Origin of the sequence: Muriicola jejuensis (assembly GCF_010671595.1) — a bacterium.
Lineage (GTDB): Bacteria > Bacteroidota > Bacteroidia > Flavobacteriales > Flavobacteriaceae > Muriicola > Muriicola jejuensis.
The window spans coordinates 281,761-294,349 of sequence record NZ_JAABOP010000004.1; the positions used below are offsets into that span (position 1 = coordinate 281,761).

12 protein-coding genes are annotated in these 12,589 nt (G+C 49.7%); 11 read left to right on the forward strand and 1 reads right to left on the reverse strand.

What is annotated here, in order from left to right; genetic code table 11:
- Nucleotides 1-17: 17 nt before the first annotated feature.
- Nucleotides 18-2,549, forward strand: a complete 2,532-nt coding sequence (locus GWK09_RS13160; RefSeq protein WP_394367583.1) for a PIG-L family deacetylase — start codon at nt 18-20, stop codon at nt 2,547-2,549.
- A 102-nt stretch (nt 2,550-2,651) separates the two neighbouring features.
- The gene (locus tag GWK09_RS13165) at nt 2,652-4,358 is read left to right on the forward strand and encodes a sodium:solute symporter (protein ID WP_163693919.1); all 1,707 of its coding nucleotides are present in this window, start codon (nt 2,652-2,654) and stop codon (nt 4,356-4,358) included.
- A 47-nt stretch (nt 4,359-4,405) separates the two neighbouring features.
- Here GWK09_RS13165 and GWK09_RS13170 read toward each other — a convergent pair whose 3' ends face one another.
- The gene (locus GWK09_RS13170) at nt 4,406-5,248 is read right to left on the reverse strand and encodes a DUF2911 domain-containing protein (protein ID WP_163693920.1); all 843 of its coding nucleotides are present in this window, start codon (nt 5,246-5,248) and stop codon (nt 4,406-4,408) included.
- A gap of 196 nt (nt 5,249-5,444) precedes the next feature.
- Between GWK09_RS13170 and GWK09_RS13175 the strand changes: the two genes are divergently transcribed.
- The 9 genes from GWK09_RS13175 to GWK09_RS13215 all read left to right on the forward strand — a co-directional run bounded on the left by GWK09_RS13175 (nt 5,445) and on the right by GWK09_RS13215 (nt 12,587).
- Nucleotides 5,445-5,942 carry an SRPBCC family protein gene (locus tag GWK09_RS13175; RefSeq protein ID WP_163693921.1) on the forward strand — a complete coding sequence of 166 codons (498 nt, stop codon included), beginning with the start codon at nt 5,445-5,447 and terminating at the stop codon, nt 5,940-5,942.
- Between the two features lie 2 nt (nt 5,943-5,944).
- On the forward strand, nt 5,945-6,637 hold the full coding sequence (locus GWK09_RS13180) for an SDR family NAD(P)-dependent oxidoreductase (RefSeq protein WP_163693922.1): 693 nt from the start codon (nt 5,945-5,947) through the stop codon (nt 6,635-6,637).
- The gene (locus GWK09_RS13185; protein WP_163693923.1) at nt 6,638-7,942 is read left to right on the forward strand and encodes a cryptochrome/photolyase family protein; all 1,305 of its coding nucleotides are present in this window, start codon (nt 6,638-6,640) and stop codon (nt 7,940-7,942) included.
- Nucleotides 7,943-8,020: 78 nt separating this feature from the next.
- Nucleotides 8,021-9,448, forward strand: a complete 1,428-nt coding sequence (locus GWK09_RS13190) for an amidohydrolase (RefSeq protein WP_163693924.1) — start codon at nt 8,021-8,023, stop codon at nt 9,446-9,448.
- A 6-nt stretch (nt 9,449-9,454) separates the two neighbouring features.
- A complete protein-coding gene (locus GWK09_RS13195; RefSeq protein WP_163693925.1) occupies nt 9,455-9,619 on the forward strand; it encodes a Lacal_2735 family protein in 165 nt (54 codons plus the stop codon).
- 10 nt (nt 9,620-9,629) lie between these two features.
- Nucleotides 9,630-10,070: a (4Fe-4S)-binding protein gene (locus tag GWK09_RS13200; protein ID WP_163693926.1), complete on the forward strand. Its 441-nt coding sequence runs from the start codon at nt 9,630-9,632 to the stop codon at nt 10,068-10,070.
- 49 nt (nt 10,071-10,119) lie between these two features.
- Nucleotides 10,120-11,040 carry a TolB family protein gene (locus GWK09_RS13205; RefSeq protein ID WP_163693927.1) on the forward strand — a complete coding sequence of 307 codons (921 nt, stop codon included), beginning with the start codon at nt 10,120-10,122 and terminating at the stop codon, nt 11,038-11,040.
- Nucleotides 11,041-11,055: 15 nt separating this feature from the next.
- On the forward strand, nt 11,056-11,499 hold the full coding sequence (locus GWK09_RS13210; protein WP_163693928.1) for a VOC family protein: 444 nt from the start codon (nt 11,056-11,058) through the stop codon (nt 11,497-11,499).
- Between the two features lie 86 nt (nt 11,500-11,585).
- Entirely contained in the window at nt 11,586-12,587 is a 1,002-nt protein-coding gene (locus GWK09_RS13215) for a pirin family protein (RefSeq protein ID WP_163693929.1), read from the forward strand.
- Nucleotides 12,588-12,589 lie beyond the last annotated feature (2 nt).

Genomic DNA, 12,589 nt, shown 5'->3' on the forward strand with positions numbered 1-12,589 from the left:
AAATCCGTTTTATGGGTATGAGATTTCGGACCTTTATCTGTCTGTTTCTATTTTTTCAATCGAACTTTGGGCAGAGTCCGGCCAAACTTTCTTCAACCGAGATTTATCACAGCCTCGAAAAACTCAATTTTTTAGGCTCGGCCATGTATATTGCGGCTCATCCTGACGATGAGAATACCCGCCTGATCTCTTACCTCTCCAACGAGGTACATGCCAGGACGGGGTATCTGTCCATCACCAGGGGAGACGGCGGACAAAACCTCATCGGTCCGGAACTCAGGGAACTTCTGGGGGTACTGAGGACCCAGGAATTGCTCGCGGCCAGACGCGTCGATGGGGGAATACAATTCTTTACCAGGGCCAATGATTTTGGCTACTCCAAGCATCCCGATGAGACGCTTAAAATATGGGACGAGGAAGCTGTCCTGGGAGATGTCGTGCATATAATCCGTGAATTCAGACCCGATGTGATCATAAATCGCTTTGATCACAGAACCCCGGGATCTACCCATGGCCACCATACCTCTTCGGCCATATTAAGTATGGAGGCATTCGACCTGGTCTCAGATCCCAAGGCCTACCCGGAACAACTTTCAAAACTGGAGCCATGGTCTCCCAAAAGGCTCTTCTTTAATACTTCCTGGTGGTTCTATGGGAGTCAGGAAAACTTTGAAAAAGCTGATAAGTCGAGATTGATAGAACTGAATACGGGGGTCTTTTATCCCATGCTGGGTCTGTCTAACAACGAGATCGCATCCATCGCGAGCAGTCAGCACAGATGCCAGGGATTTGGAAGGCCCACCACAAGGGGAAGCGAAGAGGAATATATAGAATTGCTAAAGGGCGAGATGCCCAGTGATAATCCTACCGACCTTTTTGAGGGGATTGACACCTCCTGGTCCCGAATCGAGGGAGGCAAAGCCATAGGCGAGATCCTTTACGAAGTGGAAGAGAACTTCGATTTCAAGAATCCCTCCATCCACCTCAATGCCTTGCTAAAAGCCTATCGACTACTCGAAAATATCAAGGACGAGCACTGGAAAAAGATAAAACTGGCCGAATTAAAAGAACTCATCACCCAGGTGACGGGGTTGTATTTGGAAGCCTCTTCGGATGCGCCATATTCAAACCCTGAAAGCAGGGTCCGGGTGGAAGTTGAGGCCATCAACAGAAGCGATGCATCGGTCGTATTAAATAAAGTGAGCATTGGCCAACTCGCAACGACCCAACCCGGTTCAGTTCTGAAGAATAACGAAAAGGAAAATCACACCCTGACCTTCGAAGTTCCCTCTTCCACTTCGTTTACAAGCCCTTACTGGCTGAGTGAAAAAGGGAGCCTGGGTATGTACAGGGTAGACGACTTCGAACTGATAGGTCGTCCTGAGACCCCTCCGGCCTTCATTGCCGATTTCGACCTTGAGATCAACGGAACGTCCCTCAGGATCTCAAGACCCGTCATTTACAGGTATTCACGTCCGGATAAGGGGGAGCTTTACAGTCCTTTTAACATCCTCCCACCGGCATCCCTTTCGATACGCGACAAGGTGCTGATCTTTGACCAGGCTTCTCCGAGACAGATCGATGTGGTGGTCAGCGCCCTCAAAGACGATCTGGAAGGAAGCCTGGGCTTGCAAGTACCCTCGGGATGGCATGTAGACAGGATGCAATATCCCGTGAGCATGAAGAAAAAAGGGGAAGAAAAGGTTTTCTCATTCATGGTAACACCCCCTGAGAAGGAAAGCGAAGGCATCATTACCCCTGTAATGACTGTTGATGGCGTTAAACTGATGAAAGAACTGGTTACGATCGCCTATGACCATATCCCCACTCAGGAGGTATTGCTCCCAGCGGAAACCAAGGTCGTTAGGCTCGACATAAAAAAAGCGGGGCAGAACATAGGTTATATAATGGGTGCAGGAGATGAAATCCCGAGCAGCCTGGAACAAATAGGCTACACCGTACATGAGCTAAAGCCTGAGGAAATACAGATGGGTACCCTGGGTAATTACGACGCCATCGTAGTCGGTATCAGGGCCTACAATGTGGTGGATGAGATGCGATTCAAACAGGATGCACTGCTCGATTACGTCCATAAAGGTGGCAACCTGATCGTACAGTACAACACCTCTGGCAGAAGTGGCCTCGATTTCGAAAACCTGGCACCCTATTCCTTACACATATCGAGAGACCGCGTCACCGAAGAAGACTCTCCGGTGGAGATCCTGCACCCCGAACATCCCCTTATGAGCTTTCCCAACAAGGTAAGCAAGGCCGATTTTGAAGGGTGGGTACAGGAACGCGGACTTTACTTTCCGGATGAGTGGGACCAAGCATTTATACCTGTACTGTCCATGGCCGACCAGGGAGAAACTCCAAAAGAAGGCAGCCTTTTGATTGCCTCCTACGGAAAAGGAACGTACATTTATACCGGACTCAGTTTCTTCAGGGAGCTACCGGCAGGAGTGCCGGGTGCCTTCAAGCTGTTTGCGAACATGCTTTCCCAGAACAAGGCGAAACTCCCACAGGAAAATCCGGTAAAGGGCAAATAATGGAAGAAGTAAGTAAATGGAAACGGGAATACTCCCTGGTGATCATCCTGAATATCATCTACGTCCTTGTTTTTTATTACATCATGATCTCAAACGCCTAAAATGGGGAATTTAGACTGGTTTGTGCTTTCGGGTACCCTGTTGTTCATCGTGGTTTACGGGGTGTGGAAAACCCGGGGAAGCAAGAACGTCAGCGACTATGTCCTCGCGGGAAATCAGGCGCGTTGGTGGACCATCGGGCTTTCCGTGATGGCCACCCAGGCTAGTGCGATCACCTTCCTCTCCACCCCCGGGCAGGCCTTTCACGACGGGATGGGCTTTGTGCAATTCTATTTTGGACTACCCCTGGCCATGATCGTGATCTGCATGGTCTTTGTCCCTATGTACCACAGGCTTAAGGTGTATACCGCCTATGAATTCCTGGAAAAGCGATTCGATCTGAAAACCAGGTCCCTGGCAGCCATCCTTTTTCTCATCCAAAGGGGGCTCGCGGCCGGGATAACCATCTATGCCCCTTCCATCATCCTTTCTGCCGTTCTGGGTTGGGACCTTCTGACCCTGAATATCATCATCGGAATCCTGGTGATCATTTACACGGTCTCAGGGGGAACCAAAGCGGTGAGCGTCACCCAGAAACAACAGATGATCATCATCATGACCGGGATGTTTGTCGCCTTCTTCTTTATCCTGGGCGCCCTACCCCCGGAGCTGTCATTCGGCAATGCCTTAAAAGTGGCAGGGGCCAGCGAAAAACTCAACATCCTCGATTTTGACCTGAATACCTCCAGCCGGTATACTTTCTGGAGCGGAATCACTGGTGGATTCTTCCTGGCACTCGCCTATTTCGGGACAGACCAAAGTCAGGTGCAGCGCTACCTGTCCGGAAAATCAGTAAGGGAGAGTCAGCTGGGCCTGGTATTCAACGGCTTGCTGAAGATCCCGATGCAGTTCTTTATCCTACTTGTGGGCGTAATGGTATTCGTCTTCTATCAGTACAACCACTCTCCTCTGAATTTTAATCCCGCAGCCCGTATCGCCGTAGAAAATTCGGAATACGCGGATGACTATCGGGAACTGGAAGAAAGGCATCGCGAGATAGAGACCGAAAAGATCATGGCCCAGGACGAATTCTATGCGGCCTTAAAATTAAAGGAATACGCGGCTACCGTAGAAGCTAAGCAGCATATCCTCGCTGTGAATCAGAAGGAGAAGGTGAACCGGGAAAAGGCCAAACTCCTTATTACCCAGGCAGACAACCTGGTGGAGACCAATGACAAGGATTACGTCTTTATCCACTTTATTCTCAACAATTTACCGAGAGGATTGGTCGGGTTGCTCCTGGCCGTGATCCTGTCTGCCGCCATGTCGTCCACGGCCTCAGAGTTGAATGCCCTGGGTACCATTACGGCATTAGACCTCTACAAACGTAACAGAAAGGAAGAAATGACCCCGAAACATTACGTACGGGCCTCTAAAGGGTTTACCCTGGTATGGGGGATCATTGCCATTGTGATTGCAGGGGTGGCCGACCTGTTCGACAACCTCATCCAACTGGTCAATATCATAGGCTCCATCTTCTACGGGAATGTTCTGGGCATCTTTCTGCTGGCCTTCTTCCTGAAGTTCGTCAAGGGGAATGCAGTCTTTGTTGCAGCTATCATCACCCAGGCCGTTGTGATCTTCGGCTTTATGGGCGACTGGATGTCTTATCTCTGGCTGAATGCCTTCGGATGTACCCTGGTCATAGTCCTCGCAATGATCCTTGAAGGCTTTGACAGAATACTGAAAAACCCTGCCGTAGAGATATAAAAAACCCCTGCAAAAGCAAGGGTTCATATCGAGTTCCGAAAATCATTTTACATGCCACCCCATTCCTTCAGGGAATCCTCATTCATCTTAACGTAATCGGCATTGTTAGCGGCTTTCGCAGCAGCCAGAGATTTTTTAGCGGCTTCTATCGCACCTTTCTTATCACCCATTTTTGCATAGATAAGGGATTGTGCCCGCATCATCCAGAAGGCATTGGGGTTCATAGATACCGCCTTGTCTATCCACTGCTTGGCCTTTCCTAGGTCTTCACCTTCCTGGAAGTAAAAAGTGGCCGCGGCGAAGTAGTCGTTTGCAGAAGGACCGTTCATGACCGTCTCAATGCTTTTCATGGTCATCTCTTTGGCCGGTACCATAAAGGGTACGCCAACATAGGTGTTCTCCCAGAGTATACCGAGGGTAGCCCCGTTGTTGTGGAGATCATCGATTGTGATGGTAAAGGTTTCCACAGGAGTATCCATTTTCATGACCTCTGCGGTATAGGTGGCCGCTACCTTCCCTTCGTCCCATTCCTGAGGCGTGCCCCAGTTATTGGTATCAGTGTAGAAGTAAACGTCCCAATTCGAGGCTCCGGGTTTGGTAAAAATAGCATAAGTACCCGCCTTTAAGGTCTTACCCCCTATCATGGCATCTGTGCTGAAGGTAATCATGGTGTTCTGGTTGGCACCGGTTCTCCACATTTTGTCAAATGGGACGAGGTTGCCCATAACGGTCCTTCCTTTCATGGAAGGCCTGGAATACTCCACGGTAACGTCGGTCAGGCCCACCTTTTGCATTAGTTTAGAGGAAGGGCTGGGCTGGGGAGACTGAATCTGGGCCATCATCGGGGCAGCTAACAGTAACGCCAGGACATAAACAATACTTTTTTTCATTTTTTGTCGGATTTAAGGTTCTTTCAAATTTAGGGATATTTGATCGAATTCCTTTCAGCCTTGAGGTGCTTTGTGAGAAGGATTTTAAACTTGGTAGCCCGCCAATGGGTCGGTCACTTCTCAACTTTACTATTTGTTTAACAATTGAAATTTTTTCTTAAACAAGTTTGAATTTATCTTTGTTAAAACCGATTTGATGAGCATGTATCGCCTTACGGCCAGCCAGTCCTTCCCTATCTCCCGGGAGACTGCTTGGGAATTTTTGTCTGACCCGGCCAACCTCAAGGTCATAACCCAACCATCTATGGGATTTGAGATCCTTTGTGGAGCGGAACGCAAGATCTACCCCGGGCAGATCATACAGTACAAGGTAAATCCATTTCCGGGATACAGTACGAAATGGGTCACCGAGATCACCCATGTCAAGGACGGAGTTTATTTTGTGGATGAACAGCGTTTCGGGCCTTACGCCCTCTGGCACCACAAGCACTTTATACACGACATAGAGGGAGGAGTGGAGATGGAAGATATCATCGATTACAAGCTTCCCCTGGGCATCCTCGGCGATCTCGCACATCCGTTGGTGGTCAAAAAGCAGCTGGTTTCCATTTTCCAATTCAGGGAAGAACAACTGAATAAGAGATTCGGAACCTTAGAAAATACATCTAAACCATTAAACATCATTAAAATATAAGTATGACAAAAAATATTCTCCTCATCGGGGGCTCCCATGGAATTGGCCTGGAGCTAGTCCGACTCTTGCACGAAACCCATAATGTTTTCGTAGCATCCAGGACCGCAGAGGACCTTTCCTCTCTCAGTGTCACCCATATCCCCTTCGATGTGACCAAAGACGACTTAGACCTTTCCAAATTGCCCGAATCACTGCACGGCTTCGTATTTTGTCCGGGCAGTATCAATCTCAAACCCATGAAAATGATGGGACTCGATGCTTTCCGGGAAGATATGGAGATCAATTTCTTCAGCCTGGTGAAGGTGACCAAAGAGGTCATGCCGAGAATGGCAGAAAGCTCTTCTGTTGTTTTCTTCAGCACGGTGGCTGTAGGGGTGGGCATGCCTTTTCACACCAGCGTAGCAGCGGCAAAAGGAGCGATCGAAGGCTTTGCCAAAGCCCTGGCCGCCGAGTATACCCCCAAGGTCAGGGTGAATGTGATCGCCCCATCCCTCGTAGACACCCCTCTGGCCTCCAGGTTGCTGAACAACGACCGTAAAAAGGAGATGATGGCAGAACGACATCCCCTGAAAAGGGTAGGAACTGCCGCCGATATAGCCCATATGGCCGCCTTCCTCCTCAAGGAAGAAAGCGGATGGATGACCGGCCAGATCCTCGGGGTGGACGGAGGCATGTCAACCCTGAATATCTCGTAGATGAAACAGGTATCGGTTTTCTGGTTCAGAAGGGATTTAAGGCTCGAAGACAATACCGGTCTGATCCGGGCACTTAAGGGAGACTATCCTGTCTTGCCCGTATTTATCTTTGACCCCGAAATCCTGGGCGAATTACCGGAAGATGATGCCCGACTAAGCTTTATTCACGCAAGGCTCCAAACCCTGAGGAAGAGGCTAATGAAAGATCATGGTTCCTCCATTGCCTTTTTTCACCAAAAACCCCTGGATACCTTTAATGAACTCATAAAAAAGTATGACCTCAAGGCCGTGTACACGAACAGGGACTACGAGCCTTATGCTACCCAAAGAGATCAGGAAATTGTGGACTTCCTGAGTTCAAATGACATTGCCTTCCACACCTTCAAAGATCAGGTCATCTTTGAAAAGGACGAGGTGGTGAAGGACGACGGGGATCCCTATGTGGTCTATACCCCTTACATGAAAAAATGGAAAGAGCATTTTGACCAGACCAAGCCCTTTTCAGATTGGGATAAAGAGCTAAAGGACACTAACTTCCTGAAGGATACAGACCTGCCCGATCTCTCTCTGGAAGACATGGGGTTCAAAGAGTCGGATATCAAAGTACCCGACTGGGATGTGTCTCCCTCCTTGATAAAGGATTACGAAAAGACGCGTAATTATCCATCCAAAGAGGGTACCTCCAGGCTCGGTCCCCATTTGCGATTCGGAACGGTCTCTATCCGCGAAATGGTTCAGAAGGCGATGTCCGAAAAGAATGACATCTTCCTAAATGAATTGATATGGAGAGAATTCTTTATGCAGATCCTCTGGCATTTTCCCCGTACCACCAAGGAAGCATTCAAGAAGAAGTACGACCGCATCCCCTGGCGAAACGATAAGGAGGAATTCGAGAAATGGAAGACCGGACAGACCGGTTATGCCCTCGTGGATGCGGGAATGCGACAGCTCAATGCAACGGGATACATGCACAACAGGGTGCGTATGCTCGTGGCCAGTTTTCTGTGTAAACACTTGCTGATCGACTGGAGATGGGGTGAGGCCTATTTTGCCGAAAAGCTGCTGGATTACGAACTGAGCAGTAATGTGGGTAACTGGCAATGGGCAGCCGGTAGCGGGGTAGATGCAGCACCTTATTTCCGGATCTTTAACCCCATGACCCAGATCGACAAATTCGACAAGGACAGGAAATATATCAATGAGTGGGTACCGGAAGCAGGCTCGGATGACTATGTCCCGAAGATGGTCGACCACAAGAAAGCCAGGGAGCGATGCCTGGATACCTATAAGTCGGCCCTTGACTGAGACAACTGGAGCCACTTCATATCGAGATGTTCGAAGGTTTTGTTATATTTAGTGTTTAACCATCAGATTCTATCGACCATGAAGCACCTCTCTTACTTCCTTTTTTTATTGGTGATGGTTCCCATGCACGCTCAAAAGGTAAGCGGGAACAAAAAAGCCATTCTTTCCTCTATTGAAAAACATCAGTCCAGGCTGGTACAGATAAGCGATTCCATATGGGCCCTGGCTGAAACTGCCTTTGAGGAAACGGGATCCTCCAGGATCCTGGCGGATTACGCTGAAGCAAACGGCTTTGCCGTGGAAAGGGGCGTGGCTGGATTGCCCACCGCTTTTGTAGCGACCTATGGATCTGGAAGGCCCGTCATCAGTGTATTGGGTGAATTTGATGCCCTCCCGGGAATTTCTCAGAAGGCACAGCCGACAAAATCGCCTCTTAACGATGGTGCAGCCGGTCACGGATGCGGGCACAACCTCTTTGGTACCGCAAGCCTGGGTGCGGCTATAGCAGTGAAAGAACTGATAGAAACAGGGAAGATCAAAGGAACCGTTAAATTCTTCGGGACTCCCGCTGAGGAAAAATTCTTTGGTAAGATCTGGATGGTTAAGGCAGGGCTTTGGGACGATGTGGATGTGAATCTGAGCTGGCACCCCAGTGCAGATACGGAAGCCGATGTACAAAGCACCCTGGCCCTGGTCGATTTCAAAGTGGAATTCTTCGGGCAGGCGGCCCACGCCTCAGCCGATCCATGGAATGGAAGAAGTGCCTCGGATGCACTAGAATTGTACACTACGGGGATCAACTACTACAGGGAGCACATCAAACCCACCGTACGCATCCACTACCATATACAGGATGGCGGACAGGTGGTGAATGTGGTACCGGATTATGCCCGCTTATGGGTTCGTGTACGGGACACTAAACGCAGTGGTATGATGCCGGTTTACGAGCGGGTAAAAACTATGGCGGAGGGGGCTGCGATCATGGCGAATGTGGATTACAAAATATCCCTGATCTCAGGGATCTATGAAGTCCTCGTGAACCGTGCAGGCGGGGAGGTCATGCAGAAAAACCTGGAACTCCTGGGGCCCATCACCTATACAGAGGAAGAAATGGCCTTTGGGAAGCAAATCCAGGCGGAAACCGGAAAACCCCAGGTAGGGATGGTCAGCGACATCCCCCCTCTGAAGGAGACTAAGGAGAATCCCGGTGGAGGCTCCACGGATGTGGGAGATGTGAGCTGGAATGTGCCGAATATCAACCTCGGAGTTACCGTCGCCCCCAAGGATACCCCCTGGCATTCCTGGGCCGTAGTGGCCTGTGGCGGGATGAGCATAGGCCACAAAGGGATGCTGCAGGCTGCCAAAGCACTGGGAATGACCATGACGGATCTGTTCGAGAATCCCAAACTGGTGGAGAAGATCCAGGCAGAGTACAAAGAGCGAAAAGGAAACGAAGTATATGAACCCATGATCCCGGAGGGCCCACCGCCCATAGGGACTAATTGACACATTATGTTTGGACTATTTAAGAAGAAAAGTCCGGTTGAAAAGCTGGAAGCGCAATACAAAAAAGTGATGAAGGAGGCCTTTGAGTTATCGAAGGTCAATCGCAGTGCCGGAGATGACAAATACGCGGAGGCGGAAGAGATTCAGAAAAAAATCGAAGCCCTCCGATAAACGCACGGAAATGGGAGAAAAGGAGATCGTCAAAGAATATGAAAGGCCTGGATTGGCCGTGATCTGGAAACCGAGGAAATGTATTCATTCAGGGGTTTGTGTAAAGACCCTTCCTTCGGTCTATAAACCCGAGGAGAAGCCCTGGGTAAATCCTGAAAACGCCTCCGTGGAGGCCCTGGTCAAACAGATCGACCGCTGTCCGTCCGGAGCATTGAGCTACCGATTAACAAAAGAGAATAAGGAACTGGAAAACAAAAAAGATACTATGAGTCAGAAAGTAGAAGTCACACCCAACGGGCCTTTGATGGTCCACGGAGAAATCGAGATCAAAATGGTGGACGGATCCACCGAAACCAAAAAGCGTGCTACGGCCTTCTGCCGGTGCGGAGCCTCGGACAATAAACCTTTTTGTGACGGAAGTCACAGGAATGCCGATTTCAAGGACGCCTGATCTTCAGGCTCTTTTTGTATCTTAGGGGGTAACATCCATAGAAGGGATCATGAAAACCATTTGGATCTTAACCTGTCTGCTCACCCCCTTAATATGGGTAATACCCCAGGAAAATACGGTGATTTCACGATTAGAAGTATACGATCTGGCCACGGGGCAACGGAGTGTGGTCCGGGAAGAAAACGCCGATTTTGAGGCACCCAACTGGAGTATAGACGGAGATTATTTTGTCATTAACCAGAATGGCCTGCTCTACAGCGTATCCCGTAATGGTTCCGAGAAGGCTGAGATCTTTACCGGCGATGCGAGAAACTGTAACAACGATCACGGCATCTCACCTGACGGCTCCTCAATAGCCTTGAGTAACAATGATCCTGCGGAAGACGCGCCTTATGGTTCGTCACGTATCTATACCATACCTATATCCGGGGGCACCCCCAGTTTGATCACCCCTGAGATGCCATCCTACTGGCACGGCTGGTCTCCAGACAGCAGGTCTGTATTGTATGTGGCCCACCGGGGGGAGGACTTTGACATCTACCGCAAGGAGATAGAGGGTACAGAGGAGGTTAGGCTAACAGGGGATCCCGGGCTGGACGACGGCCCTGAATTCAGCCCGGATGGCCAATATATCTATTACAATTCCTTCCGATCGGGCATGATGGAGATCTGGCGTATGAGGCCTGACGGGTCTCAGAAGGAGATGATGACCGATGACGAGTATTCCAATTGGTTCCCTCACCCCTCCCCTGACGGAAAGTATTTTGTTTTTCTGTCATATCTGGAAGACCAGGGCCAGGCGCATCCGGCTTTAAAGCGGGTCGCGCTCCGACTGTTCGACCTGCAGAGCGGGAAGATTCGCACACTTTGTTCATTTACCGGCGGACAGGGGACCATCAACGTACCCTCCTGGTCGCCCGATAGCCTTCAATTTGCCTTTGTCTCCTATGAGGTAAGCCAGGAGAACTAACCCCGCTTTTACATTATGAGAATTTCAGCTTTTATTCTTTTGTTCTTTACCCTGCACACCGTTTCATCCCAGGATTTTTCATTTAAGATCGACCATTATTCCATGATCGTGGAAGATCTTGAGAATACAGGGGATTTCTATGCTTCCGTCCTGGGTCTCAAAGATATCCCTCACCCGACAAATGCCGAAGGATTCCGATGGTTCACGATCGATGGGATCTCCCAATTACACCTTATAAGAAAAGACACCATTCCCTCCCAAAGGTCAAAGAGTGAGCACTTGTGCCTCTCTACCCCGGCCCTTGAGGAACTCATCGAATCTCTCCTGAAAAAAGAAATCCCTTTCTGGGACTGGGAAGGCAATCCGGGCCAGGTTACCCTCAGGGCAGACGGAGTAAGGCAGATCTACCTCCAGGACCCCGAGAACAATTGGATTGAGGTCAATGACGCCAAGCAATAAGATATAGCAGAGCGCGGTATCCCTTAACATATCTATAAGACTGAGCGAATCCATCATTCCTTATTTTTGAGGCAAAATCGCCGGTTATGCCGAATTCCATCCAAAAAATCTTCCCGCTGGGATTTCCATGGGAAACCCAGGATCCTTTCCTGTTTTGTGTCTACCATCTCGATCATTACCCAAAGGGAAATGAACATATGGGCCCTGCTGTCTCCCTGGAAGGGAGGAATCTCGGGAACGATTTTGCTCCTAATGCACTGGGCTGGCGCATGTACCACGGGCATACGGTTCCGGGTTTCCCATATCATCCGCACAGGGGTTTCGAGACAATCACCATTGTTAATAAAGGGTTTTGTGACCATTCGGATTCCCTTGGGGCCGCCGGCCGGTTCGGGGAGGGAGACGTACAATGGATGACCGCAGGACGTGGGGTACAGCATTCCGAGATGTTTCCTTTACTTAGGGAAGACAGGGAGAACCCCCTGGAACTCTTTCAGATCTGGTTGAACCTGCCAAGGGAGAAAAAAATGGTGGATCCCCATTTCAGAATGCTCTGGCATGAAGAGATCCCCGAGATCGAACAGGACGGTGTATCCATCAGGATCGTTGCCGGCAGGTACGGAGACACTCGGGCTCCGGAACCGGCGCCTGATTCCTGGGCGGCATCCGAAGAGAATCACGTGGCCGTCTGGAACCTGCATATGGATCCCGGATCGAGCTTTACCTTCCCGGAGATACCGGAAGGAGTAAATCGCACTTTGTATTTTTATGAAGGCGACTCTGCTGTAATCGAAAGTACGAGGATTAAACCAGATCACGGGGTTATCCTCAATGCCCGTGCTGTGGAACTTACCAACAGCGGACTGGAAAAAGCCCATTTCCTGTTGTTACAGGGAAAGCCCATTAATGAACCTGTCGCAAAATACGGGCCCTTCGTCATGAATACAGAAAGGGAGATACAGCAGGCGATGGATGAGTACAGGCTTACGCAATTCGGGGGATGGCCCTGGCCCTACCCAGACCATGTCCACGACCGAGAAAGGGGTCGATTTGCCCAGTATCCCGACGGTACCCTCGTGGAAAAATGATC

Bases quoted from the DNA above. Each gene is read 5' to 3' on its own strand.
- GWK09_RS13210 (WP_163693928.1), top strand. From the start codon at position 11,056: ATGAGAATTTCAGCTTTTATTCTTTTGTTCTTTACCCTGCACACCGTT.
- GWK09_RS13160 (WP_394367583.1), top strand. From the start codon at position 18: ATGAGATTTCGGACCTTTATCTGTCTGTTTCTATTTTTTCAATCGAAC.
- GWK09_RS13170 (WP_163693920.1), bottom strand. From the start codon at position 5,248: ATGAAAAAAAGTATTGTTTATGTCCTGGCGTTACTGTTAGCTGCCCCG.
- GWK09_RS13180 (WP_163693922.1), top strand. From the start codon at position 5,945: ATGACAAAAAATATTCTCCTCATCGGGGGCTCCCATGGAATTGGCCTG.
- GWK09_RS13175 (WP_163693921.1), top strand. From the start codon at position 5,445: ATGAGCATGTATCGCCTTACGGCCAGCCAGTCCTTCCCTATCTCCCGG.
- GWK09_RS13185 (WP_163693923.1), top strand. From the start codon at position 6,638: ATGAAACAGGTATCGGTTTTCTGGTTCAGAAGGGATTTAAGGCTCGAA.
- GWK09_RS13215 (WP_163693929.1), top strand. From the start codon at position 11,586: ATGCCGAATTCCATCCAAAAAATCTTCCCGCTGGGATTTCCATGGGAA.
- GWK09_RS13200 (WP_163693926.1), top strand. From the start codon at position 9,630: ATGGGAGAAAAGGAGATCGTCAAAGAATATGAAAGGCCTGGATTGGCC.
- GWK09_RS13205 (WP_163693927.1), top strand. From the start codon at position 10,120: ATGAAAACCATTTGGATCTTAACCTGTCTGCTCACCCCCTTAATATGG.
- GWK09_RS13165 (WP_163693919.1), top strand. From the start codon at position 2,652: ATGGGGAATTTAGACTGGTTTGTGCTTTCGGGTACCCTGTTGTTCATC.
- GWK09_RS13195 (WP_163693925.1), top strand. From the start codon at position 9,455: ATGTTTGGACTATTTAAGAAGAAAAGTCCGGTTGAAAAGCTGGAAGCG.
- GWK09_RS13190 (WP_163693924.1), top strand. From the start codon at position 8,021: ATGAAGCACCTCTCTTACTTCCTTTTTTTATTGGTGATGGTTCCCATG.